This is a genomic window from Pseudomonas sp. PA-7-1E, from assembly GCF_021605325.1.
Lineage (GTDB): Bacteria > Pseudomonadota > Gammaproteobacteria > Pseudomonadales > Pseudomonadaceae > Aquipseudomonas > Aquipseudomonas fluorescens_BV.
The window spans coordinates 40,076-64,761 of record NZ_WKFA01000010.1; the positions used below are offsets into that span (position 1 = coordinate 40,076).

Annotated in this window: 21 protein-coding genes; 10 read left to right on the forward strand and 11 right to left on the reverse strand. The window is 59.7% G+C overall.

Features of this window, described 5'->3' with window-relative positions:
* Positions 1-139: 139 nt before the first annotated feature.
* From dnaA to gyrB, 4 genes are read left to right on the forward strand one after another with little or no spacing between them, the layout of a single operon-like run.
* A complete protein-coding gene (gene dnaA / locus GIW79_RS09090) occupies positions 140-1,657 on the forward strand; it encodes a chromosomal replication initiator protein DnaA (protein ID WP_003187249.1) in 1,518 nt (505 codons plus the stop codon).
* Between the two features lie 38 nt (positions 1,658-1,695).
* Positions 1,696-2,799 (forward strand): DNA polymerase III subunit beta, encoded by a 1,104-nt coding sequence (dnaN, locus tag GIW79_RS09095; protein ID WP_003187250.1) that lies wholly within the window; start codon positions 1,696-1,698, stop codon positions 2,797-2,799.
* A 20-nt stretch (positions 2,800-2,819) separates the two neighbouring features.
* Entirely contained in the window at positions 2,820-3,923 is a 1,104-nt protein-coding gene (gene recF, locus GIW79_RS09100; RefSeq protein WP_003187251.1) for a DNA replication/repair protein RecF, read from the forward strand.
* A gap of 4 nt (positions 3,924-3,927) precedes the next feature.
* A complete protein-coding gene (gene gyrB, locus GIW79_RS09105) occupies positions 3,928-6,345 on the forward strand; it encodes a DNA topoisomerase (ATP-hydrolyzing) subunit B (RefSeq protein WP_003187253.1) in 2,418 nt (805 codons plus the stop codon).
* 104 nt (positions 6,346-6,449) lie between these two features.
* Here the strand turns inward: gyrB and GIW79_RS09110 are convergent, their stop codons facing one another.
* Positions 6,450-7,172: a response regulator transcription factor gene (locus tag GIW79_RS09110; protein WP_057975200.1), complete on the reverse strand. Its 723-nt coding sequence runs from the start codon at positions 7,170-7,172 to the stop codon at positions 6,450-6,452.
* Positions 7,173-7,587: 415 nt separating this feature from the next.
* On the opposite strand from GIW79_RS09110, the gene GIW79_RS09115 reads away from it, so the two are divergent.
* Positions 7,588-9,867, forward strand: a complete 2,280-nt coding sequence (locus GIW79_RS09115) for a CHASE2 and HATPase_c domain-containing protein (protein WP_236453042.1) — start codon at positions 7,588-7,590, stop codon at positions 9,865-9,867.
* Positions 9,868-10,048: 181 nt separating this feature from the next.
* Here the strand turns inward: GIW79_RS09115 and GIW79_RS09120 are convergent, their stop codons facing one another.
* From GIW79_RS09120 to glyQ, 4 genes are all read right to left on the reverse strand, one after another.
* On the reverse strand, positions 10,049-10,819 hold the full coding sequence (locus GIW79_RS09120; protein ID WP_003187258.1) for a lysophospholipid acyltransferase family protein: 771 nt from the start codon (positions 10,817-10,819) through the stop codon (positions 10,049-10,051).
* A gap of 82 nt (positions 10,820-10,901) precedes the next feature.
* Entirely contained in the window at positions 10,902-11,441 is a 540-nt protein-coding gene (gene gmhB / locus GIW79_RS09125; RefSeq protein WP_172415477.1) for a D-glycero-beta-D-manno-heptose 1,7-bisphosphate 7-phosphatase, read from the reverse strand.
* A complete protein-coding gene (gene glyS / locus GIW79_RS09130; RefSeq protein WP_236453041.1) occupies positions 11,441-13,495 on the reverse strand; it encodes a glycine--tRNA ligase subunit beta in 2,055 nt (684 codons plus the stop codon). The genes gmhB and glyS overlap by 1 nt, the downstream gene beginning before the upstream one ends.
* A complete protein-coding gene (gene glyQ, locus GIW79_RS09135; RefSeq protein ID WP_003187265.1) occupies positions 13,492-14,445 on the reverse strand; it encodes a glycine--tRNA ligase subunit alpha in 954 nt (317 codons plus the stop codon). The genes glyS and glyQ overlap by 4 nt, the downstream gene beginning before the upstream one ends.
* A gap of 81 nt (positions 14,446-14,526) precedes the next feature.
* Here glyQ and GIW79_RS09140 point away from each other — a divergent pair, with 81 nt between their 5' ends.
* On the forward strand, positions 14,527-15,084 hold the full coding sequence (locus tag GIW79_RS09140; protein ID WP_003187266.1) for a DNA-3-methyladenine glycosylase I: 558 nt from the start codon (positions 14,527-14,529) through the stop codon (positions 15,082-15,084).
* A 40-nt stretch (positions 15,085-15,124) separates the two neighbouring features.
* On the forward strand, positions 15,125-16,012 hold the full coding sequence (locus tag GIW79_RS09145) for a lysophospholipid acyltransferase (RefSeq protein WP_014716285.1): 888 nt from the start codon (positions 15,125-15,127) through the stop codon (positions 16,010-16,012).
* Positions 16,013-16,143: 131 nt separating this feature from the next.
* Here the strand turns inward: GIW79_RS09145 and GIW79_RS09150 are convergent, their stop codons facing one another.
* The 5 genes from GIW79_RS09150 to def all read right to left on the reverse strand — a co-directional run bounded on the left by GIW79_RS09150 (position 16,144) and on the right by def (position 20,823).
* Complete coding sequence (locus GIW79_RS09150) at positions 16,144-16,455, reverse strand: tetratricopeptide repeat protein (protein ID WP_044270209.1); 312 nt, start codon at positions 16,453-16,455, stop codon at positions 16,144-16,146.
* A gap of 135 nt (positions 16,456-16,590) precedes the next feature.
* Complete coding sequence (gene trkA / locus GIW79_RS09155) at positions 16,591-17,964, reverse strand: Trk system potassium transporter TrkA (RefSeq protein WP_054898867.1); 1,374 nt, start codon at positions 17,962-17,964, stop codon at positions 16,591-16,593.
* A 22-nt stretch (positions 17,965-17,986) separates the two neighbouring features.
* A complete protein-coding gene (gene rsmB, locus GIW79_RS09160; protein ID WP_198790687.1) occupies positions 17,987-19,297 on the reverse strand; it encodes a 16S rRNA (cytosine(967)-C(5))-methyltransferase RsmB in 1,311 nt (436 codons plus the stop codon).
* Entirely contained in the window at positions 19,294-20,247 is a 954-nt protein-coding gene (fmt, locus tag GIW79_RS09165) for a methionyl-tRNA formyltransferase (protein WP_034129194.1), read from the reverse strand. Before fmt ends, rsmB begins: the two co-directional genes overlap by 4 nt.
* A gap of 69 nt (positions 20,248-20,316) precedes the next feature.
* Positions 20,317-20,823 carry a peptide deformylase gene (gene def / locus GIW79_RS09170; protein ID WP_020301426.1) on the reverse strand — a complete coding sequence of 169 codons (507 nt, stop codon included), beginning with the start codon at positions 20,821-20,823 and terminating at the stop codon, positions 20,317-20,319.
* A gap of 135 nt (positions 20,824-20,958) precedes the next feature.
* Here def and GIW79_RS09175 point away from each other — a divergent pair, with 135 nt between their 5' ends.
* The 3 genes from GIW79_RS09175 to GIW79_RS09185 all read left to right on the forward strand — a co-directional run bounded on the left by GIW79_RS09175 (position 20,959) and on the right by GIW79_RS09185 (position 23,534).
* Positions 20,959-21,735 carry a hypothetical protein gene (locus GIW79_RS09175; protein ID WP_034129195.1) on the forward strand — a complete coding sequence of 259 codons (777 nt, stop codon included), beginning with the start codon at positions 20,959-20,961 and terminating at the stop codon, positions 21,733-21,735.
* 63 nt (positions 21,736-21,798) lie between these two features.
* Entirely contained in the window at positions 21,799-22,902 is a 1,104-nt protein-coding gene (gene dprA / locus GIW79_RS09180; RefSeq protein WP_054898864.1) for a DNA-processing protein DprA, read from the forward strand.
* 74 nt (positions 22,903-22,976) lie between these two features.
* Positions 22,977-23,534, forward strand: a complete 558-nt coding sequence (locus GIW79_RS09185) for an L-threonylcarbamoyladenylate synthase (protein ID WP_034129197.1) — start codon at positions 22,977-22,979, stop codon at positions 23,532-23,534.
* Positions 23,535-23,645: 111 nt separating this feature from the next.
* On the opposite strand, the gene GIW79_RS09190 is transcribed toward GIW79_RS09185, so the two are convergent.
* Positions 23,646-24,623, reverse strand: coding sequence for a quinone oxidoreductase family protein (locus tag GIW79_RS09190; RefSeq protein WP_034129198.1), 978 nt, complete (start codon positions 24,621-24,623; stop codon positions 23,646-23,648).
* Positions 24,624-24,686: the final 63 nt, after the last annotated feature.

Here is a 24,686-nt window from a genome sequence, read left to right on the forward strand (position 1 = left end):
AGACCACTGGTCGCCTTTTTAGCGGTTAAAGCATTGATTTTGGGTGGCCTGTGAGCAACCTACATGTGGATAAGTGGACGGCTGGCCGCTACAATGGCGGCTGTTTTTGCCTCACCGGCTTTCAACTTAGGGGATCTCCGTGTCAGTGGAACTTTGGCAGCAGTGCGTGGAGCTTTTGCGCGATGAGCTGCCTGCCCAGCAATTCAACACCTGGATCCGTCCGCTACAGGTCGAAGCCGAAGGCGACGAGTTGCGTGTCTATGCGCCCAATCGTTTTGTCCTCGACTGGGTCAACGAGAAGTACCTGGGCCGCGTTCTCGAATTGCTCGATGAACATGGCAACGGTCTGGCGCCTGCTCTCTCCTTATTAATAGGCAGCAAGCGCAGCTCGGCTCCCCGCGCCGCGCCGAATGCGCCATTGGCCGCCGCTGCGTCGCAAGCCCAGGCCGCAGTGGCGCCTGTCGCCGCAGCACCTGCACCGACATCTGCGCCGTCCAAGCCGTCTTCGCGCAAAAATGCGCCAGAGAATGAGGAGCCGTCCCGCGACAGCTTCGACCCGATGGCTGGTGCCAGCTCCCAACAGGCGCCTGTGCGCTCCGAGCAACGTACTGTGCAGGTAGAAGGCGCGCTCAAGCACACCAGTTACCTGAACCGCACCTTTACCTTCGAGAACTTTGTCGAAGGCAAGTCCAACCAACTGGCCCGAGCGGCCGCCTGGCAGGTCGCCGATAATCCCAAGCATGGTTACAACCCGCTCTTCCTTTATGGCGGCGTGGGCTTGGGTAAGACGCACTTGATGCACGCCGTCGGTAACCACCTATTAAAGAAGAACCCGAATGCCAAGGTGGTTTACCTGCATTCGGAGCGCTTCGTGGCCGACATGGTCAAGGCCTTGCAGCTCAACGCAATCAACGAGTTCAAACGTTTCTACCGCTCCGTTGATGCCCTGTTGATCGATGACATTCAGTTCTTCGCCCGCAAGGAACGTTCCCAAGAGGAGTTCTTCCACACCTTCAACGCCCTGCTCGAAGGTGGCCAGCAGGTCATCTTGACCAGTGACCGTTATCCGAAGGAAATCGAAGGCCTGGAAGAACGTCTGAAGTCGCGTTTCGGCTGGGGCCTGACGGTTGCAGTCGAGCCACCGGAGCTGGAAACCCGTGTTGCCATCCTGATGAAGAAGGCCGACCAGGCTAAAGTCGATCTGCCGCACGATGCTGCGTTCTTCATCGCCCAACGCATCCGTTCCAACGTGCGTGAGCTGGAAGGCGCGCTCAAGCGGGTCATCGCTCACTCGCACTTCATGGGCCGCGATATCACCATCGAGCTGATTCGCGAGTCCTTGAAAGACTTGTTGGCCTTGCAGGACAAGCTGGTGAGTGTGGATAACATCCAGCGCACCGTGGCCGAGTACTACAAGATCAAGATTTCCGACCTGCTGTCCAAGCGCCGTTCGCGCTCGGTCGCACGTCCACGCCAGGTTGCCATGGCCCTCTCCAAGGAGTTGACCAACCACAGCCTGCCGGAAATCGGTGATGTGTTCGGCGGACGCGACCACACCACGGTCTTGCACGCATGCCGCAAGATCAATGAACTTAAGGAATCCGACGCGGATATTCGCGAGGACTACAAGAACCTGCTGCGTACACTCACTACGTGATGACACCAGCGCAGCTTATTAAGGCAAGGGACTAGACCATGCATTTCACCATTCAACGCGAAGCCCTGTTGAAACCCCTGCAACTGGTCGCAGGCGTCGTCGAGCGCCGACAGACCTTGCCGGTGCTTTCCAACGTATTACTGGTGGTCGAGGGGCAGCAGTTGTCCTTGACCGGTACCGACCTGGAAGTCGAACTGGTGGGTCGCGTCCAGCTCGAAGAGCCCGCCGAACCGGGCGAGATCACCGTGCCGGCGCGCAAGCTGATGGATATCTGCAAAAGCCTGCCCAACGATGCGCTGATCGACATCAAGGTGGATGAGCAGAAGTTGGTGGTCAAGGCAGGCCGTAGCCGTTTCACCCTGTCGACCTTGCCGGCCAATGACTTTCCAACCGTAGAAGAAGGCCCGGGCTCGCTGACGTGCAGCCTGGAGCAAAGCAAGCTGCGTCGTTTGATCGAGCGCACCAGCTTCGCTATGGCTCAGCAGGACGTGCGTTACTACCTCAACGGTATGCTGCTGGAAGTATCGGAAGGCATCATCCGCGCCGTGGCCACCGACGGCCACCGTCTGGCAATGTGCTCGATGCGTGCCGATATCGGTCAGCCGGATCGTCACCAGGTGATTGTTCCACGCAAAGGTATCCTTGAACTGGCGCGTTTGCTCACCGAGCCGGACGGCAACGTCAGCATCGTGTTGGGCCAGCACCACATTCGTGCCACCACCGGCGAGTTCACCTTCACCTCCAAGCTGGTCGACGGCAAGTTCCCGGACTACGAGCGTGTGTTGCCTAAAGGTGGCGACAAGCTGGTGGTCGGTGATCGTCAGGCCCTGCGTGAAGCCTTCAGCCGTACTGCGATTCTTTCCAACGAAAAGTACCGTGGTATTCGCCTGCAACTGGCCAACGGCCAACTGAAAATCCAGGCCAACAACCCGGAACAGGAAGAGGCGGAAGAAGAAGTGGGTGTCGACTACAACGGCGCATCGCTGGAAATCGGCTTTAACGTGAGCTACCTGTTGGACGTGCTGGGTGTCATGACCACCGAACAGGTTCGTCTGATCCTGTCGGACTCCAACAGCAGCGCCCTGGTGCAAGAATCTGACAACGACGACTCGGCTTACGTTGTCATGCCGATGCGCCTGTAATCATGCTCAGCAGAAGCTAGATGTCCCTTAGTCGCGTCTCGGTCACCGCGGTGCGCAATCTGCACCCGGTGACCTTCTCCCCTTCCCCCCGCATCAACATCCTCCATGGCGCCAACGGCAGTGGTAAAACCAGCGTGCTGGAAGCCATCCACCTGCTGGGGCTTGCGCGTTCCTTCCGCAGTGCCCGTTTGTTACCCGTGATTCAGTACGAACAATTGGCCTGTACCGTATTTGGCCAAGTGGAACTGGCTGAGGGCGGACATAGCAGCCTGGGGATATCGCGTGATCGCGGTGGCGAATTTCAGATCCGAATCGACGGGCAAAATGCGCGCAGCGCAGCGCAACTGGCCGAGATCCTGCCGTTGCAACTGATCAACCCCGACAGCTTTCGATTGTTGGAGGGGGCCCCAAAAATCCGTCGGCAGTTTCTCGACTGGGGCGTGTTCCACGTGGAACCACGCTTCATGGCCACTTGGCAGCGCCTGCAGAAGGCCCTGCGGCAGCGGAACTCATGGCTGCGGCATGGTACACTTGACGCCGCTTCGCAAGCAGCCTGGGACCGTGAACTGTGCCTGGCCAGCGACGAAATAGATGAATACCGCCGCGCCTATATCAAAGCCTTGAAACCAGTCTTTGAGCAGACCTTGAGCGAGTTATTGGATCTCGAGGGGCTGACGCTGAGTTATTACCGGGGTTGGGACAAAGAGCGTGAGCTGAGTGCAGTGCTCGCAACGTCCTTGCAACGGGATCAGCAAATCGGACACACCCAGGCCGGCCCCCAGCGCGCTGATTTGCGCCTTAGATTAGGTGCACACAATGCTGCGGATATCTTGTCCCGCGGCCAGCAGAAGTTGGTGGTCTGTGCATTGCGTATCGCGCAGGGCCATTTGGTTAGCCAGGCTCGACGCGGTCAGTGTATTTATTTGGTGGATGACTTGCCGTCAGAACTCGACGAGCAGCACCGCCGCTCGCTATGCCGCTTGTTGGAAGACTTACGCTGCCAGGTGTTTATCACCTGTGTAGACCACGAATTATTGAGGGAAGGCTGGCAGACGGAAACGCCAGTCGCTTTGTTCCACGTGGAACAAGGCCGTATCACCCAGACCCACGACCATCGGGAGTGAAGGCATGAGCGAAGAAAACACGTACGACTCGACCAGCATTAAAGTGCTGAAAGGTTTGGATGCCGTACGCAAACGTCCCGGTATGTACATTGGCGACACCGATGATGGTAGCGGTCTGCACCACATGGTGTTCGAGGTGGTCGATAACTCCATCGACGAAGCTCTGGCCGGTCACTGCGACGACATCAGCATTATCATCCACCCGGATGAATCCATCACCGTGCGTGACAACGGTCGTGGCATCCCGGTAGACGTGCACAAAGAAGAAGGCGTTTCGGCGGCAGAGGTCATCATGACCGTGCTCCACGCTGGCGGTAAGTTCGACGACAACTCCTATAAAGTATCCGGTGGTTTGCACGGTGTAGGTGTGTCGGTAGTGAACGCCCTTTCCGAAGAACTGATCCTCACTGTCCGCCGTAGCGGCAAGATTTGGGAGCAGACCTACGTCCACGGCGTACCACAGGAACCGATGAAAATTGTCGGCGACAGTGAAACCACCGGTACCCAGATCCACTTCAAGCCATCGGAAGAAACCTTCAAGAACATCCACTTTAGCTGGGACATCCTGGCCAAGCGGATTCGTGAACTGTCTTTCCTTAACTCCGGTGTCGGCATCGTCCTCAAGGATGAGCGCAGCGGCAAGGAAGAGCTGTTCAAGTACGAGGGCGGCCTGCGTGCGTTCGTTGAATACCTGAACACCAACAAGACCGCGGTCAACCAGGTGTTCCACTTCAACATTCAGCGCGAAGACGGCATCGGCGTGGAAATCGCCCTGCAGTGGAACGACAGCTTCAACGAGAACCTGTTGTGCTTCACCAACAACATTCCACAACGCGATGGCGGTACTCACTTGGTGGGTTTCCGTTCCGCGCTGACGCGTAACCTGAACACCTACATCGAAGCGGAAGGCTTGGCGAAGAAACATAAAGTCGCCACCACCGGTGACGATGCCCGTGAAGGCCTGACGGCGATTATCTCGGTCAAGGTACCGGATCCGAAGTTCAGCTCCCAGACCAAAGACAAGCTGGTGTCTTCCGAAGTGAAGACCGCGGTTGAACAGGAAATGGGTAAATACTTCTCCGACTTCCTGTTGGAAAACCCGAACGAAGCCAAGCTGGTCGTCGGCAAGATGATCGATGCTGCCCGCGCTCGTGAAGCCGCGCGTAAGGCCCGTGAGATGACCCGCCGTAAAGGTGCGCTGGATATCGCCGGCCTGCCAGGCAAACTGGCTGACTGCCAAGAGAAAGACCCTGCCCTCTCCGAACTGTATCTGGTGGAAGGTGACTCTGCAGGCGGTTCCGCCAAGCAGGGTCGTAACCGTCGCACCCAGGCCATCCTGCCGTTGAAGGGCAAGATCCTCAACGTTGAGAAGGCCCGCTTTGACAAGATGATTTCTTCCCAGGAAGTCGGCACCTTGATCACGGCATTGGGCTGCGGTATTGGCCGCGATGAGTACAACATCGACAAGCTGCGTTACCACAACATCATCATCATGACCGATGCTGACGTCGACGGTTCGCACATCCGTACCCTGCTGCTGACCTTCTTCTTCCGTCAGTTGCCGGAGCTGATTGAGCGTGGCTATATCTACATCGCCCAGCCGCCGTTGTACAAAGTGAAAAAGGGCAAGCAAGAGCAATACATCAAAGACGACGACGCCATGGAAGAGTACATGACGCAATCGGCCCTTGAAGATGCGAGCCTGCACCTGAATGACGAAGCGCCGGGCATCTCGGGTGAGTCGCTGGAGCGCCTGGTCAACGACTTCCGTATGGTCATGAAGACGCTCAAGCGTTTGTCGCGCCTGTACCCTCAGGAGCTGACCGAGCACTTCATCTACCTGCCAGCCGTGAGCCTGGAGCAGTTGGGCGATCACGCCGCCATGCAAGATTGGCTGGCCCAGTACGAAGTGCGCCTGCGTACTGTGGAGAAGTCTGGCCTGGTATACAAAGCCAGCCTGCGTGAAGACCGTGAACGTAACGTATGGCTGCCAGAGGTCGAACTGATCTCCCACGGCCTGTCCAACTACGTCACCTTCAACCGCGACTTCTTCGGCAGCAACGACTACAAGACCGTAGTCACCCTCGGTGCTCAACTGAGCACCCTGCTGGACGACGGTGCTTACATTCAGCGTGGCGAACGCAAGAAGCAGGTCAAGGAGTTCAAGGAAGCCTTGGACTGGTTGATGGCGGAAAGCACCAAGCGTCATACCATCCAGCGCTATAAAGGTCTGGGCGAGATGAACCCTGATCAGCTGTGGGAAACCACCATGGACCCTGCTCAACGTCGCATGCTGCGCGTGACCATCGAAGACGCCATTGGCGCAGACCAGATCTTCAACACCCTGATGGGTGATGCGGTCGAGCCTCGTCGTGACTTCATTGAGAGCAATGCCTTGGCGGTGTCTAACCTGGACTTCTGATCAGGCACATCAGCTAAAAACAAAAGGCCAACGCTTAGCGTTGGCCTTTTTTATTGGTCTGCAGACTCGAATTCTTAAATGCTCCACGTGGAACATCGGCGTACTCAATTTTGCGCGGCGGGTGTCACACTCTCCAACCGATACCCGTACCCATAGATCGTCAACAGCTGCCAACCGCGATCAGCTGTCAGCCCTAGCTTGTTACGCAGGCGGTAGATATGCGTGTCCAACGGCCGCGACGACACCATTTCTTCGTGGCTCCAGAATCGCTCATACAGGTACTCGCGAGACAACGGTCGGGCCAGGTTGGCAAATAGACAACTTGCCAAACGGTATTCTCGTTCTGTCAGGTTGATGGGTTTGCCCGCTCGGGTGACGGTCAGTTCGGCATCGTCGAACGTCAGATCGTTAAAGCTCTGCACTTCTTGGGTAGCCGACTTTTGCAAACCGTGGCGCCGCAGGACGGCGCTGACTCGGGCTTTGAGTTCGTTGGGCCGAAACGGCTTGCTGACATAATCATCCGCCCCGCTATTCAACGCCGTGACGATGTCACTCTCGGCATCGCGACTGGTGAGCATGATCACGGCAGGGGGCGATTCCATGTGCTCGCGAGTCCAGCGCAATAACGCGATCCCGGAGATGTCCGGCAGTTGCCAGTCAAGAATCAGCAGGTCAAAGGTTTCCCGGCGTAGCTGGCGCAGCAGGTCTTCACCACGTTCGAAAAAATGCAGCGACCAAGGCTGTTCAGCCGGGCCGGGAATCTGTCGCAGTGTCTGTTCCACCCGTCGCAACTCCGCGGGTTCGTCATCCAGTATTGCGACACGCATGGGTGGGGTCCTTCCTACAAAAAACGAGAGCTTGGATTTGGATAGGGGCACATGCTGTACAAATGCCGGCCTCTGAATCTGAATAATTATGGGCGGATTTTACGGTGCTCGTATCTCTCGATACGCTGAAAGCGCCGTAAACGCCACCCACTACGTCCTCAAAGAAAGATACCGGCTCCAGTCGGTCAGGAAAAGGGTCGGTGCCGATCGCCTCGCTGGTGCGTAATGCCTGCTTGAATGTGCGGTATCGTTCATTGCGCGGCCGCGGGAACTCCTCCAATGAGACCCAAATAAGCTTCACTGGTTTCAGAACACCGTATGCACTTCATCGCAACCCCATGGAGAGGGATCCTGGGCTTATGAAATCTTTACTCAATGACCATCGACTCCTTGGCACCCTTTTGGCGGTAGCCCTGTGAACCTATGGCGCAAAGCCGAGAAACGCCAACCTACCCAGGCGCAGCTTTTGTTTCATGGGCTGGTTCGTGAATGGCTGTTGATCGGTTTGGTGCTCCTGCCCTTCACCGCGTACTTATCCTTGAGTGCGGGGCTGGCACTCAACAATCCGCTCTATGACAGCCTGCGCCGCCTGACGCCGTTACCGGCAGATCCACGGATCGTTCTGGTGACCATTGATACGCCCAGCCTGGAAGCGTTAGGCCCGTGGCCCTGGCCGCGCAGCGTGCATGCCGAGCTGATTGAACGCCTGAACGCCGCACAGCCAGCGGGCATTTTGTTTGACGTGATCTTCAGTGAGCCCGGCGACAATAATGACGACCAACAACTGGCCGATGCCGTCTGCAAAGCCGGCAATGTATTGCTGCCCATCGCCGGGGACAGCAGCGTCAGCCCCAGGGCCCAGGTAACGCCGTTGTCGCCACTGCTCAAGTGCGCCAAGGGCGTCGGGCACATCAACGTCGAAGCGGATAACGACGGAGTGGTGCGCAGCGTGTATCTACGTGAAGGCCCTCCGGGAAGCACACTTCCTCAGTTGGCGTGGCTGGCATTCGCCATGAGCGAGCACGCCGAGACGATGCCGGGCCTGCCGCAAGAGCCTACTGGAGGTCACTGGCACCAGGAACATGAAATCCGTGTGCCGTTCACTTCGGAACCAGACCATTTTCCCAGTGTGTCCTACGTCAGCGTATTGCGCGGCGAGGTACCTCCCGAGTCGCTGCGTGGTCGCCTGGTTCTGATCGGCGCCTCAGCCTATGGCATGGCCGATCGTTTCGTGACGCCCCTCTCTTCCACCGTAGGTACTACAGCGGGCGTTGAGATCCAGGCGGACGTACTGAATGGTTTATTGCAGGGCCGCAGCATCGTCGATTTGCCCGGCTGGCTGGCGGCGTTGCTGGCAACGTCCCTGGTGGCCCTGCTGTTGGGCCTTCTGCTTGTGCGCCCACGCTACGCCCTGTGGATGACCTTGGCAGGCATGGCCGTGGCTTTGCTGGGCTCATGGGCGTTATTGCGCCTGGGCCACTGGTGGAGCCCCGCAGCGTGTCTGATCGGTTTGTTGCTGAGTTACCTGATCTGGAATTGGCGACGTCTGAGCGTGATCCTCGCCTACTTTGGCTGGGAACTGGCACGCCTGGATAACGAGCCCAAGGTGCTTCCGGAACGTCGTCGCGCGCCCGCCAGTAAGGGCGATGTGCTGCAAGGGCGGATCTTTGCCCTTGAACAAGCCGTCAGCCGTACCCGCGATACGCGGCGCTTTATGGCTGATGGCTTGGAGTGCCTGCCGGTAGCGACCCTGATTACCGATCCCCAGGGCAGTATCCTGTTGGCCAACCGCGTGGCCCGTGAAGTATTCGGCAATGACCTGGTCGGCGAAAACCTCGTCGAACAGCTCGCCGATCTGGGTTATCCCCCGCTGCATAATGGTGTACGCCCTGCCCTCTCGGCGCTGGAGCTGGTCGAGTTTCGCGATATCCACCAACGCAGTTTGCGCATGGAACTGGCCCCTTTGCTGCCTGCCGAAGGGGATTTCGCCCTCGGCTGGTTGTTGAGCCTGACGGACCTGAGCAAGGAGCGTGAAGCCCAGCAGCATCGCGAGACCATGCTGCGTTTCCTTTCCCACGACCTGCGTGCGCCGCATTCAGCGATCCTCGCCCTGCTGGACGTGCACAACGGGGAGTCCCCGGTGTTTACTCAGATCGAACAGCAGGTACGGCGAGCCTTGAGTCTGACCGAATCCTTTGTGCAATTGGCCAAGGCTGAAGCGGACGGTTACCAGTTCCAGCCCACCCTGTTTGCCATGCTGGTGATGGACGCCTTTGATCAAGTGGCGGTGATTGCGCAGTTGAAGGGCATCCATTTGGTCCACGACCTGGATGAGGCGGATGAAGCCATGGTCTATGCCGACCAATCGCTGCTCACCCGGGCATTGTTCAATGTGCTGGAGAATGCGATCAAATACTCCCCATCCGGCACCACCGTCAGGTTAAGGCATGGCAGTGCGCAAGGCTGGTTGGAATGCGGGATAAGTGATCAGGGGCCGGGGATTGCGCCGAAGGATCTACCGGAGTTGTTCAACCAATACCGACGTTTCGATTCGGCCCAGGGCAGTGAAGGTCTTGGGTTGGGCCTGACCATGGTCAAGGCGGTAGTAGAACGGCATGGAGGGCGGATCGTGTGCGAAAGTGAGCTAGGCAGGGGCTCGACGTTTATCCTGCTGCTGCCGCTATTGGAGGACTGAAAAAGCGGCTTTTTTGCTGTGCATAAAAAACCGGTCACAAGGACCGGTTTTTTTATGAAGAAAAAACTTATGCACGTTTTTCTGAATTTTATGAGCTTCAGAAATATGTAATTAAATCAGCTTGTTATGAAGCAAAAAAGCCAATTCGCCAACAAAGCGTACACAGGTTATCCACAGATGCTCAAACGGCCGGCGTCTCCACCACCACCGGTTCCGGAGGCAGGGAGCCCATGGCCCGTTGCTGCGCCTCATTCCACGCCGCAGCGCGGTCGTTCAGGGCGGCGATGGCACGTGGTCCTTCGCCTTCTGCATACATCGGTTCGCCGATCACTACAGTGATAGTGCCTGGGCGTTTAGCCCAGCCAGTCTTGGGCCAGAACTTGCCAGCGTTATGCGCAATCGGCAGCACAGGCAGGTTGGCGTTGACCGCCAGGGCGGTACCACCGCGTGAGAACTTGCCCACTGTGCCGTAGGGGACCCGCGTGCCCTCAGGGAAGATCAGCACCCAGACGCCGTCCTTGAGCAACTCATCGCCCTTCTTGGCGACATGCTTGAGCGCAGCCTTGGGGTTGTCCCGGTCGATGGCGATCGGACGCAACATGGCCATGGCCCAGCCGAAGAATGGCACATACAGCAACTCGCGCTTGAGCACCTGGCTCAACGGCGAGAAATACGCAGAGAGGAAGAACGTCTCCCAAGTGCTTTGGTGGTTCGAGAGAATCACGCACGGCTGATCAGGAACGTTTTCAGCGCCCTTGACCTCGAAACGAATATTCAGGAACACCTTGCTCAGCCACAACGCGCAGCGGCACCAGTAGACGTTGATAAAGCGATAGCGCGCCTTGAAGGGCAGGAAGGGTGCAATAAAAAAGCTCAGGGTGCACCAGAGAAACGAACTGGTGCCCAGCAGCAGGTAAAAGAAAAAGGTTCTGATGGCCTGCAAGATCGACATGGCGGCATTTACCGTTGCGGGACACGGCCCGCCTGTTAAAAGCGCACTCCCGAACAGTCCTTGGTCAGGAAGTCGAGGGCGGCTAGTTGTTGATAAGTTCTGCGGCAACGGCCGCCAGATCGTCAAAAATCAAGGTGCCTACCGGCAGGTTTTTAGCCTGGGTCTTTTCGCCTTTTCCGGTTTTAACCAAAACTGGCTGAGAGTCGACGGCTTTGGCCGCCTCCAGGTCACCGAGGCTGTCCCCGACGAACCATATCCCAGCCAAGGGCACCTTGTAATGTTCTGCAATAATTTTCAACATGCCAGGCTTGGGCTTGCGGCAATCGCAGCCTTCGTCCGGCCCGTGGGGGCAGTAGACCACCAGCCCCACCTCACCGCCCTGCTCGGTCACTAACGTGCGCAACCGCGCGTGCATGGCGTCCAGGGTGGCGATGTCGTAGTAACCGCGGGCGATGCCGGACTGGTTGGTGGCGATGGCCACTGTCCAGCCGGCTTTGCTCAACTGCGCGATGGCCTCGATCGAACCGGGCAGCGGGATCCACTCCTCCACCGACTTGATGTAAGCGTCGGAGTCGTAGTTGATCACCCCGTCCCGATCGAGAATCAGCAGTTTCAACATGATCAGCCCAGTACGGAAATGTCGGCGATATTGATGAACAGGCCACGCAGACGCGCGAGCATCGCGTAGCGGTTTTTCCGTACGCCGGCATCGTCGGCATTGATCATCACCGCTTCGAAGAACGCGTCTACCGGTTCACGCAGAGACGCCAGGCGCGCCAACGCTTGCGCGTAGTCACGCTCGGCGATCAGCGGCTTCACGGCGTTCTCTGCCTTGGCGATGGCCGAGTTCAGCGAGAACTCCTTGGCGTCGGCAAACAGGCCAGGGTCGACTTCGGCACTGCCGCGGTTATCGGCCTTGCTCAGCAGGTTCGACACGCGCTTGTTCACGGCGGCCAGGGCATCGGCTTCCGGCAGCTTGCGGAACGCTTGCACGGCTTGTACACGCTGGTCGAAGTCCAGTGCCGAACCCGGTTGCAGGGCACGTACCGACAGGTAGACGGAAACGTCCACGCCTTCGTCTTCGTAACGCGCACGCAGGCGGTCGAACACGAACTCCAGCACTTGCTCGGCCAGGCCGGCTTGCTTGACCTTGGTGCCGAACTGGCCGACGGCGAATACCACGGCCTGGGTCAGGTCGAGGTCCAGCTTCTTGTCGATCAGGATACGCAGCACGCCCAATGCCGCACGGCGCAGGGCATACGGGTCTTTGCTGCCGGTGGGCAGCATGCCGATACCGAAGATACCCACCAGCGTATCGAGCTTGTCGGCAATCGCCACAGCCGCACCCGTCAGGGTGGTCGGCAGTTCTGCACCGGCACCGCGTGGCATGTACTGCTCGTTCAGGGCCAGGGCGACATCGTCCGGCTCGCCGTCGTTGAGGGCGTAGTAGTAACCGGCAACACCTTGCATCTCAGGGAACTCGCCGACCATTTCGGTGGCCAGATCGCACTTGGACAGCAAGCCGGCACGCGCAGCCCATGCGGCATCACCGCCAATACGTGGGGCAATGTAGGCCGCCAGCTTGGACACACGCACGGCCTTGTCGTAGACGCTGCCGAGTTTTTCCTGGAACACCACGTTTTGCAGGCGCAGGTTGAAGTCTTCCAGCTTCTGCTTCTTGTCTTGCTTGAAGAAGAACTCGGCGTCGGTCAGGCGCGGGCGCACGACTTTTTCGTTACCGGCGATGATCTGCTGCGGGTCTTTGCTTTCGATGTTGGCGACGGTGATAAAACGCGGCAACAACTTACCGTCCACATCCAGCAGGCAGAAGTATTTCTGGTTGTCCTGCATGGTGGTAATCAAGGCTTCTTGCGGCACATCGAGGAAACGCTCTTCGAACGAGCACACCAGCGGCACCGGCCATTCCACCAGGGCGGTCACTTCGTCCAGCAGGCTTGGCGGCACGATGGCGGTGCCTTCCTGCAGGCGGGCCAATTCTTCGGTGCGCTTGCTGATCAGCTCGCGACGCTCATTGGCGTCGGCCAGCACATAAGCAGCGCGCAGGTCGTTGAGGTAGTTGGCCGGCGAAGTGATACGCACGCTTTCTGGATGATGGAAGCGGTGACCACGGGACTCACGACCGGCCTTCTGGGCGAGGATGGTGCAATCGATGACCTGGTCACCGAGCAGCATCACCAGCCATTGGGTCGGACGCACGAACTCTTCCTTGCGCGCACCCCAGCGCATGCGCTTGGGGATAGGCAGGTCGTTCAGGGAGTCTTCAACGATGGTCGGCAACAGGCTGGCGGTCGGCTTGCCGGTGATGACCTGGCTGAAACGCAGTTTCGGGCCACTTTGGTCGATCTCGCTCAGCTCTACGCCACACTTCTTGGCAAAGCCAAGGGCGGCCTGGGTCGGGTTGCCGTCGGCATCGAAAGCTGCCTGACGCGGTGGGCCGTCCAGGTTGATGTTGCGGTCCGGCTGCTGGGTTTCCAGCGCGGTCAGCAGCACAGCCAGACGGCGCGGCGCGGCGTAGACTTTTTTGGTTTCAAACTTCAGGCCGGCAGTCTGCAGGCCTTTTTCGATACCGGCCAGGAACGCATCGGCCAGGGTATTGAGTGCCTTGGGTGGCAGCTCTTCGGTGCCCAGTTCAACCAGGAAATCTTGAGCACTCATTGTGCAGCCTCCAGCTTAGCCAACACTTCATCACGCAAATCCGGGGTTGCCATCGGGAAGCCCAGCTTGGCGCGAGCCAGCAGGTAGGCTTGGGCGACGGAACGCGCCAGGGTGCGCACACGCAGGATGTATTGCTGGCGCGCAGTAACCGAAATAGCACGGCGGGCATCCAGCAGGTTGAAGGTATGGGACGCCTTCAACACCATTTCATAGCTTGGCAACGGCAGCGGCTGGTCGAGTTCGATCAGGCGCTTGGCTTCGCTTTCATAGAAGTCGAACAGTTCGAACAGCTTGTCGACGTTGGCGTGTTCGAAGTTGTAGGTGGACTGCTCCACCTCGTTCTGATGGAACACATCGCCGTAGGTCACCTTGCCGAACGGGCCGTCAGCCCATACCAGGTCGTAGACCGAGTCCACGCCTTGCAGGTACATGGCCAGGCGCTCAAGGCCATAGGTGATCTCGCCAGTGACCGGGTAGCACTCGATGCCGCCGGCTTGCTGGAAATAGGTGAACTGCGTCACTTCCATGCCATTGAGCCAGACTTCCCAGCCCAGGCCCCAGGCGCCCAGGGTTGGCGATTCCCAGTTGTCTTCGACGAAACGAATGTCGTGCACCAGTGGGTCCAGGCCCACATGCTTGAGCGAGCCCAGGTACAGCTCCTGGAAGTTGTCCGGGTTGGGCTTCAATACCACCTGGAACTGGTAGTAGTGCTGCAGACGGTTCGGGTTTTCGCCGTAGCGGCCGTCAGTCGGGCGGCGACTGGGCTGCACATAAGCGGCGTTCCAGGTTTCCGGGCCGATGGCCCGCAGGAATGTAGCGGTGTGGAAAGTGCCGGCGCCTACTTCCATATCGTAGGGCTGAAGTACCACACAACCTTGCTCGGCCCAGTATTGCTGGAGGGCGAGGATCAAGTCTTGGAAGGTACGCACGGCTGGCGTAGGCTGGCTCACGAAATTCACCTGTTACTTGGGCTGCGATTTAAAGAGCGGGAGTATACCCGATTCGGCCCCGCCACCACTCCCTGGAGCCTTATGCCACGCTGCTTTTGGTGTTCTGAAGATCCGCTGTACATGGCTTATCACGATCAAGAGTGGGGAACGCCGCTGCGCGATGCGCAGGGTTTGTTCGAGTTGCTTTTGCTCGAAGGGTTCCAGGCAGGCCTGTCCTGGATCACCGTTTTACGCAAACGCGAGCATTATCGAAAGGTGTTGTTCGGCTTTGACGCGCAGCGTCTGGCGCAATTGAGCGATGAAGAAATCGAGGTGCTGATGCAGGACCCGGGCATCGTGCGCAATCGCTTGAAGCTCAACGCTACCCGGCGCAACGCCGCGGCCTGGCTGGCGCTGGAAGACCCGGTGGGGTTGCTGTGGTCGTTTGTCGGCGGCAAACCCAAGGTCAATCACTTCAAGGATCGCAGCGACGTCCCGGCGATCACGCCCGAAGCCGAAGCCATGAGCAAAGCCTTGAAAAAGGCCGGCTTCACTTTCGTCGGGCCGACCATCTGCTACGCCTTCATGCAGGCCTCGGGCATGGTCATGGACCACACCCAGGACTGCGACCGTTACGCGGACTTGGTCAACGCCGGTTAGAATGCCGGCTTTGCGCACCACACACGATCAGGAGTGACCTGTGGAAAAGTTTAAAGGCGCCTTGCTGGTAGGCGCTCTTCGGTTGTTTGCCCTGCTGCCCTGGCGCGCTGTACAAGCCGTCGGCACAGGGATCGGCTGGATCATGTGGAAAACCCCCAACCGTTCCCGCGATACGGTGCGGATCAACCTCTCCAAATGCTTCCCGGACATGGACCCGGCAGAGCGCGAGCGCCTGGTGGGCCGCAGCCTGATGGACATCGGCAAGTCCCTCACCGAAAGCGCCTGCGCGTGGATCTGGCCGGCGCAGCGCTCCATCGACCTGGTCCGCGAAGTCGAGGGCCTGGAAGTGCTGCACGAGGCCCTGGCTTCTGGCAAAGGCGTGGTGGGCATCACCAGCCACCTGGGCAACTGGGAAGTGTTGAACCACTTCTACTGCAGCCAGTGCAAACCGATCATTTTCTATCGCCCGCCCAAGCTCAAGGCCGTGGACGAGTTGCTGCGCAAGCAGCGCGTGCAGTTGGGCAACCGCGTGGCGGCTTCCACCAAGGAAGGCATTCTCAGTGTGATCAAGGAAGTGCGCAAAGGCGGCCAGGTGGGTATTCCTGCCGACCCGGAGCCGGCTGAGTCCGCCGGGATCTTCGTACCGTTTTTTGCCACCCAGGCGCTCACCAGTAAATTCGTGCCGAACATGCTCGCGGGCCACAAGGCCGTTGGCGTATTCCTGCACGCCCTGCGCCTGCCGGACGGCTCGGGCTACAAGGTGATCCTGGAAGCGGCGCCGGAGGACATGTACAGCACCGATACCGCGACGTCCTGTGCGGCGATGAGCAAGGTAGTTGAGCGCTATGTAGGTGCTTACCCAAGCCAGTACATGTGGAGCATGAAGCGCTTCAAGAAACGCCCGCCGGGTGAGGCGCGGTGGTACTGACTCACCGCTGACCTCCAGCCCAATGGAGATCAAATGTGGGAGCTGGCTTGCCTGCGATAGCATCACCTCGGAGTGCCTGATATACCGAGGTGTCTGCATCGCAGGCAAGCCAGCTCCCACAGGTGATCACCTCAGGTTTGGCGATCAAGTTTCTTCAGGAACACCGTCATTTCTTTTTCGGCCTGTTTGTCGCCATGGGCCTGGGCGGCTTCGATGCCCTTCTCCCATGCCAGGTGTGCTGCCGCGCGATCTTCCAATCCCAGCCGCGCCTTGCCCAACAACTTCCACGCCGCCGAATACTTCGGATCGAACTCGACGCATCGCTGCAAATGCTCGGCCGCCTTTGCGTTGTCCTTCAGGTCCAGATAACCCTTGCCCAGGCCAAAGCGCAGCAATGAATTATCCACACCCTTGGCGAGCATTTTTTCCAGGGATTCGAGCATGGCTGTGCATCCTTTAGCTACATAGCGGTTTCGATATCGTCATCGCGGGCAAGCCCGCTCCCACACTTGGAGCGCGATCACATGTGGGAGCGGGCTTGCCCGCGATGGCGGCGGCAGGCTCACACAATTTTTTAATCAGAAAAAACTCAGCCCCACGTGGAACAGCTTCTCAACATCGCGAATATATTTTTTATCCACAAGGAACAAAATCACGTGGTCTCCGGTGGCGATCACCGTATCGTCATGGGCAATGATCACTTCTTCATCGCGAATGATCGCGCCAATGGTGGTACCGGGCGGCAGGCCGATATCGCGGATCGCCTTGCCAATCACTTTGCTGGACTTGGAGTCACCGTGGGCAATCGCCTCGATGGCTTCCGCTGCGCCACGGCGCAACGAGTGCACGCTGACAATGTCGCCACGGCGCACGTGGGCGAGCAAGGTACCGATGGTCGCCAACTGCGGGCTGATGGCAATGTCGATATCGCCGCCCTGGATCAGGTCCACATAGGCCGGGTTGTTGATGATGGTCATCACCTTCTTCGCCCCCAGCCGCTTGGCCAGCAACGACGACATGATGTTGGCTTCGTCATCGTTGGTCAGGGCCAGGAAGATATCCGCGTCGGCGATGTTCTCTTCCATCAGGAGATCACGGTCCGAGGCGCTGCCTTGCAGTACGACAGTGCTGTCGAGGGTGTCGGACAAATGCCGACACCGCGTCGGGCTCATCTCGATGATCTTCACCTGATAGCGGCTTTCGATGGCTTCGGCCAAACGCTCGCCAATCTGCCCACCGCCGGCGATGACGATGCGTTTGTAGCTCTCGTCGAGCCTGCGCATTTCGCTCATGACCGCACGAATGTTCGCCTTGGCGGCGATGAAAAACACTTCGTCGTCAGCCTCGATCACCGTGTCGCCCTGGGGCAGGATCGGCCGGTCACGGCGGAAAATCGCGGCGACGCGGGTTTCCACGTTTGGCATGTGCTCACGCAGCTGGCGCAGTTGCTGGCCCACCAGCGGCCCGCCGTAATAGGCCTTCACTGCCACCAGTTGCGCTTTGCCTTCGGCGAAGTCGATGACTTGCAACGCACCTGGAATTTCGATCAGGCGCTTGATGTAGTGGGTCACCACCTGTTCCGGGCTGATCAGTACGTCCACCGGAATGGCGTCGTTGTCGAACAACCCGGCGCGGGTCAGGTAAGCCGCTTCCCGCACCCGAGCGATCTTGGTCGGGGTGTGGAACAGGGTGTGGGCGACCTGGCAGGCGACCATGTTGGTCTCGTCGCTGTTGGTCACAGCCACCAGCATGTCGGCATCGTCGGCACCGGCCTGACGCAGCACCGTCGGAAACGACGCGCGACCTTGCACCGTACGAATGTCCAGGCGGTCGCCCAGGTTGCGCAGGCGCTCGGCATCGGTGTCGACCACGGTGATGTCGTTGGCTTCACCGGCCAAATGTTCGGCCAGCGTGCCACCAACCTGCCCTGCTCCAAGGATGATGATTTTCATCCGGTCACTCCCTTAAAACCATTCAGCCGCGCGCGGCAGCGATCTTGATCAGTTTGGCGTAGTAGAAGCCATCGTGCCCGCCTTCCTGCGCGAGCAGTTGGCGACCGTGGGGCTGCTTGATACCGGCGCTAGTGGCGAGGTCCAGTTCGCGCGCGCCGCTGGTGCGGGCGAGGAAAGCTTGGATGACCTCGGTATTTTCGGTGGGCAGCGTGGAGCAGGTGGCGTAAAGCAGGATGCCGCCGACTTCCAGGGTTGGCCACAGCGCGTCGAGCAGTTCGCCTTGCAACACCGCCAGGGCGGCGATGTCGTCGGGCTGGCGGGTCAGCTTGATGTCCGGATGACGTCGGATCACGCCGGTGGCGGAGCAAGGAGCGTCCAGCAGGATGCGCTGGAATGGCTTGCCGTCCCACCAGGTGGCGGTGTCGCGGCCGTCGGCGGCGATCAGGTCGGCGTTGAGGCCCAGGCGTGCAAGGTTTTCCCGCACGCGCACCAGGCGCTTGGCCTCAAGGTCCACAGCCACCACACCGGCCAGGTCTTTTTCAACCTCAAGGATGTGACACGTCTTACCGCCTGGCGCGCAGCAGGCGTCGAGTACGCGCTGGCCTGGGGCCAAATCGAGCAGATCGGCAGCCAATTGCGCGGCCTCGTCCTGCACGCTGATCCAGCCTTCGGCAAAGCCCGGCAGGCTGCGTACATCGGCGGCGACTTCCAGCACGATACCGTCCGTGCTGTACACGCACGGGGTGGCGTTGATGGCCGCGCCGGCTAGTAATTGCAGGTATGCATCCCGGCTGTGGTGGCGACGGTTGACCCGCAGGATCATCGGCGGGTGCGCGTTGTTGGCCGCGCAGATAGCCTCCCATTGCTCGGGCCAAAAGGCCTTCAGGGATTTTTGCAGCCAGCGCGGGTGGGCGGTGCGCACCACCGGATCATGTTCCAGCTCGGCCAACAGCGTTTCGCTTTCACGCTGGGCGCGGCGCAGCACGGCATTGAGCAGGGCCTTGGCCCAGGGCTTTTTCAGCTTGTCGGCGCAACCGACGGTTTCACCGATAGCGGCGTGGGCCGGCACGCGGGTGTAGAGCAACTGGTAGAGGCCCACCAGCAACAGCGCCTCGACATCCGCGTCCGCCGCTTTGAACGGTTTTTGCAGCAGCTTGGCGGCCAACGCAGACAACCGTGGCTGCCAACGGGCGGTGCCAAAGGCCAGGTCCTGGGTAAACCCGCGGTCGCGGTCTTCAACCTTATCCAACTGCGTCGGCAGAGAACTGTTCAGCGAAGCCTTGCCATTGAGCACAGCGGCGAGAGCCTTGGCGGCGGCCAGACGTGGGTTCATTGAGTGACCACTCCAAGCGTGGTGCCCAGGGCGAATTTCTCACGACGACTGTTGAACAGATCGCTGAAGTTCAGCGCCTTGCCGCCGGGCAATTGCAGACGCGTCAGGCACAGCGCCTGTTCACCGCAAGCCACCAACAGGCCGTCTTTGCTGGCGCCGATGATCTCACCGGGAGCGCCTACGCCATCGGCCAGGGTCGCGGCCAACACTTTCAAGGCTTCGCCGTTCAGGGTGCTGTGGCAGATCGGCCATGGGTTGAAGGCACGTACCAGGCGCTCCAGTTCCACGGCAGGGCGGCTCCAGTCGATGCGCGCTTCGTCCTTGTTCAGCTTGTGGGCGTAGGTGGCCAGGCTGTCGTCTTGGATTTCACCTTGCAGGGTGCCGGCAGCCAGGCCAGCGATGGCCTGGATCACGGCGGGCGGCCCCAGCTCAGCCAGGCGGTCGTGCAGGCTGCCGCCGGTGTCTTGGGCGGAGATCGGGGTGGTGACTTTGAGCAGCATCGGCCCGGTATCCAGGCCGGCTTCCATGCGCATCACGGTCACGCCGCTCTCCTGATCGCCCGCTTCAACGGCGCGCTGAATCGGCGCCGCACCGCGCCAGCGTGGCAGCAGTGAAGCATGACTGTTGATGCAACCCAGGCGCGGTATATCCAGCACAGCCTGAGGCAGGATCAAACCGTAAGCCACCACCACCAGCAGGTCGGGCTTCAGCGCGGCCAGTTCGGCCTGGGCGTCGGCGTTACGCAGGGTCGGCGGCTGCAGCACAGGAATGTTGTGCTCCAGCGCCAACTGCTTGACCGGACTCGGCATCAGTTTTTGCCCGCGACCGGCCGGGCGATCCGGCTGGGTGTACACCGCGACGATGTCATAAGGGCTGGCAAGCAGCGCCTTGAGGTGTTCGGCGGCAAATTCAGGAGTGCCGGCAAAAACAATTCGCAATGGCTCGGTCATGGGAGTTCTCGGTTAAAAGCGGTCACAAAAGAAAAAGGCTTGCCGCAGCAAGCCTTTGGAAGAAGGGCATCAAGCTTGCTGGCGATGCTTTTTTTCCAGCTTCTTCTTGATGCGGTCACGCTTGAGCGTGGACAGGTAATCGACAAACAGCTTGCCGTTGAGGTGGTCGCATTCATGCTGGATACACACCGCCAGCAGGCCTTCGGCAACCAGTTCGAAAGGCTTGCCGTCACGGTCCAGCGCCTTGATCTTCACGCGCAGCGGGCGTTCCACATTTTCGTAGAACTCCGGTACCGACAGGCAGCCTTCCTGGTATTCGCCCATCTCTTCGGTCAGCGGTTCGAACTCAGGGTTGATGTACACCCGAGGTTCGCTGCGATCTTCCGACAGGTCCATGACCACGACACGCAGATGCACGTTGACCTGGGTAGCGGCGAGGCCGATGCCCGGGGCTTCATACATTGTTTCAAACATGTCATCGACCAACTGACGAACCTTGTCGTCCACTACGGCCACCGGCTTGGCGATCGTGCGCAGGCGCGAGTCGGGAAATTCGAGGATGTTCAAAATAGCCATAAGCGTAATTGCTGCACATGTGAGGAAGAGACAAATCGGCGGTGGGATGGACCCATACGGCCGGTGTGAAACGCTCGGAAGCCGCGAAGGCCATGGCATTTCACGCGAACGCACATAATAAAGGAGATTCACCCCATGAGGAAATCGCTACTCGTCTTGCTGCTGTGGGCCCCGTTCGCCACGGCGTTGATTGCGCAACCCACTGAGCGCCTGGATCAGGCAGCGCAACAGGCCATCCAGCATTTTTTACTGCACAACCGTATTTTTGACTCGCCCGAGGACCTGGATAACGCGCCTTATATTATTGCGGCGCAAGGCGGGCGCGTGCTGGGTGCCAACGACGAGCGTGTGCATGCGCGCGGGCGTCTGGACCCGGCCCAGCCGAGCTACGGGATCTTTCGGCGAGGCAAGGCCTACACCGACCCCGTTACCCAGGAGTTACTCGGCATCAATGCCGACGACATCGGCACTGCGCGCTTTGTGCTTGCCGACAGCCTCACCACCCTCGCAGTGCAACGGGTGACCCAGGAAATCCGCCCAGGCGACCGCTTGTTGCGCGCCGAGCCTCCCGTTGCTTTGGCGAACCTGGAGCCGTGCAAACCTGCACCCTTGATTACAGGGCATATCATCGACATCCCCAAGGGCGTCACGCAGATTGGCGTGCTCGACGCTGTGACCCTGAACAAGGGCCGCCGCGATGGCCTGGTGGAGGGCCAACTGCTGACGGTGATCAAGGCTGGCGCCACCGTGCGAGACGCCCTCACCGGCACGCCCACGCCACTCCCGGATGAGCGAGCCGGCACCCTTCTGGTGTTTCGTACCTATGAAAAGCTCAGCTATGCCCTGGTGCTCAGTGCTTCACGGTCGCTAGCCGTGCAAGACCGTTTCGAGACGGCTGATCAAGCGCAATAAATAGCCTGCTAAATAAGTTACCAACAGAGTTATCCACAGCTTGTTCCGGTCAAGGATGATCATATGAATCCGATAAACAGTAGCGATATTTCCCCGGCAGAGCTGGAAGCCCGGCTACGCTTGCACAGGCTGCCAGAACTGGGGCCCAAGCGTTTTCACGTATTGATCGAAGCCTTTGGTTGCGCTTCCAAGGCCCTGAGTGCTCCCGCCAGCGCCTGGCATTCCCTCGGTTTGCCCGCCGTCAGTGCCGAGGCCCGACGTAGCCCCAAAGTCCGTGACGGTGCCAGTGAAGCGTTGGCCTGGCTGGGGCGCCCGGCCCAGCATTTGCTGATGTGGGACCAACCTGATTACCCGGCGTTGCTCGCGCAGATCGACGATGCGCCGCCGTTGTTATTCGTGGCGGGCGACCCCGGTATTCTGGAAAAACCACAGTTGGCCATGGTGGGAAGTCGGCGTGCCTCTCGCCCGGGCATGGACACGGCAGCGGCCTTTTCCCGTAGCCTGGCGAGCGCCGGTTTTGTCATCACCAGTGGGCTGGCGGTGGGCATTGACGGCGCGGCGCACCAGGCGGCATTGGACGTAGGCGGCCATACCATCGGCGTGCTCGGCACTGGCCTGGAAAATTTTTATCCACAGCGCCATCGCAGGCTCGCCGCGGCGATGATTGCCCAAGGCAGCGCCGTGGTTTCCGAATTTCCGCTGGATGCAGCGCCCCAGGCCGGCAATTTCCCACGGCGCAACCGGATTATCAGCGGGCTGTCGTTAGGCGTGCTGGTGGTGGAGGCCAGTATGGCCAGCGGCTCGCTGATCACCGCACGCCTGGCGGCGGAGCAAGGGCGCGAGGTGTACGCGATTCCGGGTTCCATCCACCACCCCGCCGCCAAGGGCTGTCATCAGCTGATCCGTGATGGCGCGGTGCTTGTGGAAACCATCGAGCACATTCTTGAAAGCCTGCGCGGTTGGCAGCGGTTGTCCCATGCTGCGCCGGTGCCCGTGATCCATCCGTTGGTGGCGCTGCTGCACGCGGCACCGCTTAGCAGCGAAGCCTTGGCGATTGCCAGCGGTCGGCCGTTGTCCCAAGTACTGGCCACCCTGACGGAACTGGAGTTGGAGGGCCAAGTGATTTGCGAAAGCGGGCGCTGGCTGGCGCGGTGCCCGCTTTTGTAATGGCCCTTTTTTGGCGCTAGGTTTTGTAACGAAGATCGGTAAACTGCCCAGAGCTTTAGTCCGGAGAGTAAACAATGGTCAACAGGTGGCGTGTGCTGGAAGCCGCACGGGAAATTCGCGCAGGCGCAGTGATCGCCTATCCGACCGAAGCGGTTTGGGGCCTGGGCTGCGACCCGTGGAACGAAGAAGCAGTGGATCGACTGTTGGCGATCAAGAACCGCTCGGTCGACAAAGGCCTGATCCTGGTGGCGGATAATATTCGTCAGTTCGACTTTCTGTTTGAAGATTTCCCGCAAACGTGGATCGAACGCATGGCCAGCACTTGGCCAGGGCCGAATACCTGGCTGGTGCCCCATCAAGACTTGCTGCCTGAATGGGTCACGGGTGTGCATGACACCGTAGCGCTGCGGGTCAGTGATCATCCGTTGGTGAGAGATTTGTGCGCCCAGGTCGGCCCGTTGATTTCCACCTCGGCCAACCCTCAGGGCCGCCCGGCGGCCCGCACGCGGCTTCGCGTAGAGCAGTATTTTCGCGGGCAAGTGGACTTGGTGTTGGGCGGCGCCCTGGGTGGGCGCAAGAACCCGAGCCTGATTCGGGACCTGGTGACGGGTGATGTGGTGCGCCCCTCGTAAGGTGCAGCTCGTTCCCACGCTCTGCGTGGGAACGCCGCATTGGACGCTCTGCGTCCGCTTGTGACGCAGAGCGTCACGGTATGCATTCCCACGCAGAGCGTGGGAACGATCTTAAGGCAGCAGAATGGTTGAGCCAGTCGTGCGCCGCGCCGACAACTCCGTCTGCGCTTTGGCCGCCTCCGCCAGCGGGTAGCGCTGGTTGATATCAATGCGCACCTTGCCGCTCTTGATCATCGAAAACAGATCGTCCGCCATCGCCTGCAAGTTTGCCGCACTGTTGGCGTAGGTCGCCAACGTTGGCCGGGTTACGTACAGCGAACCCTTCGCCGACAGAATCCCCAGGTTCACCCCATCCACCGCACCCGACGCATTGCCGAAGCTCACCACCAAACCCCGTGGCGCCACGCTGTCCAGTGAGGTCAGCCAGGTGTCCTTGCCGACGCCGTCGTACACCACCGGGCACTTCTTGCCGTCAGTCAATTCCAGTACGCGTTGTGCGACATCTTCCTTGCTGTAGTCGATGGTTTCCCAGGCGCCGAGGGATTTGGCCAGGGCGGCCTTTTCCGGCGAGCTGACCGTGCCGATCAACTTCACCCCCAGGGCCTTGGCCCATTGGCAGGCCAGGGAACCCACGCCACCCGCAGCGGCGTGGAACAAAATGGTTTCACCGCCTTTGAGCTCATAGGTCTGGCGCAACAGGTATTGCACGGTCAGGCCTTTGAGCATGGCGCCGGCGGCCTGTTCAAAGCTGATCTCATCCGGCAAGTGCACCAGGTTGGCGGCAGGCAACACATGCAGCTCGCTGTAGGCACCCAGCGGGCCGCTGCCGTAGGCCACGCGGTCGCCAACTTTGAATTGGCTGACTTCACTGCCCACCGCGTCCACCACGCCAGCGCCTTCCGCACCAAGGCCCGATGGCAGCGCGGGCGGCGCGTAGAGGCCACTGCGGAAGTAGGTGTCGATGAAGTTCAGGCCGATGGCCTCGTTGCGCACCCGAACCTGCTGTGGGCCAGGCTCCGCTGGCGTGTAGTCCACATATTCAAGTACTTCGGGGCCGCCATGGGCGCTGAACTGGATACGTTTGGCCATCTGCACTTCTCCTTGGGTTCGAATCTGCGTAGCCCCCTATCGGACTCCTAAGCTTGATCCTCG

What these genes read in the sequence shown, in the direction of transcription:
- GIW79_RS09120 (WP_003187258.1), bottom strand. Translation starts at nt 10,819, where the DNA reads ATGTCGATCTTGCAGGCCATCAGAACCTTTTTCTTTTACCTGCTGCTG.
- GIW79_RS09110 (WP_057975200.1), bottom strand. Translation starts at nt 7,172, where the DNA reads ATGCGTGTCGCAATACTGGATGACGAACCCGCGGAGTTGCGACGGGTG.
- dnaN (WP_003187250.1), top strand. Translation starts at nt 1,696, where the DNA reads ATGCATTTCACCATTCAACGCGAAGCCCTGTTGAAACCCCTGCAACTG.
- GIW79_RS09185 (WP_034129197.1), top strand. Translation starts at nt 22,977, where the DNA reads ATGGTCAACAGGTGGCGTGTGCTGGAAGCCGCACGGGAAATTCGCGCA.
- trkA (WP_054898867.1), bottom strand. Translation starts at nt 17,964, where the DNA reads ATGAAAATCATCATCCTTGGAGCAGGGCAGGTTGGTGGCACGCTGGCC.
- GIW79_RS09140 (WP_003187266.1), top strand. Translation starts at nt 14,527, where the DNA reads ATGCCACGCTGCTTTTGGTGTTCTGAAGATCCGCTGTACATGGCTTAT.
- gyrB (WP_003187253.1), top strand. Translation starts at nt 3,928, where the DNA reads ATGAGCGAAGAAAACACGTACGACTCGACCAGCATTAAAGTGCTGAAA.
- glyS (WP_236453041.1), bottom strand. Translation starts at nt 13,495, where the DNA reads ATGAGTGCTCAAGATTTCCTGGTTGAACTGGGCACCGAAGAGCTGCCA.
- rsmB (WP_198790687.1), bottom strand. Translation starts at nt 19,297, where the DNA reads ATGAACCCACGTCTGGCCGCCGCCAAGGCTCTCGCCGCTGTGCTCAAT.
- GIW79_RS09190 (WP_034129198.1), bottom strand. Translation starts at nt 24,623, where the DNA reads ATGGCCAAACGTATCCAGTTCAGCGCCCATGGCGGCCCCGAAGTACTT.
- dprA (WP_054898864.1), top strand. Translation starts at nt 21,799, where the DNA reads ATGAATCCGATAAACAGTAGCGATATTTCCCCGGCAGAGCTGGAAGCC.
- recF (WP_003187251.1), top strand. Translation starts at nt 2,820, where the DNA reads ATGTCCCTTAGTCGCGTCTCGGTCACCGCGGTGCGCAATCTGCACCCG.
- GIW79_RS09150 (WP_044270209.1), bottom strand. Translation starts at nt 16,455, where the DNA reads ATGCTCGAATCCCTGGAAAAAATGCTCGCCAAGGGTGTGGATAATTCA.
- GIW79_RS09175 (WP_034129195.1), top strand. Translation starts at nt 20,959, where the DNA reads ATGAGGAAATCGCTACTCGTCTTGCTGCTGTGGGCCCCGTTCGCCACG.
- fmt (WP_034129194.1), bottom strand. Translation starts at nt 20,247, where the DNA reads ATGACCGAGCCATTGCGAATTGTTTTTGCCGGCACTCCTGAATTTGCC.
- def (WP_020301426.1), bottom strand. Translation starts at nt 20,823, where the DNA reads ATGGCTATTTTGAACATCCTCGAATTTCCCGACTCGCGCCTGCGCACG.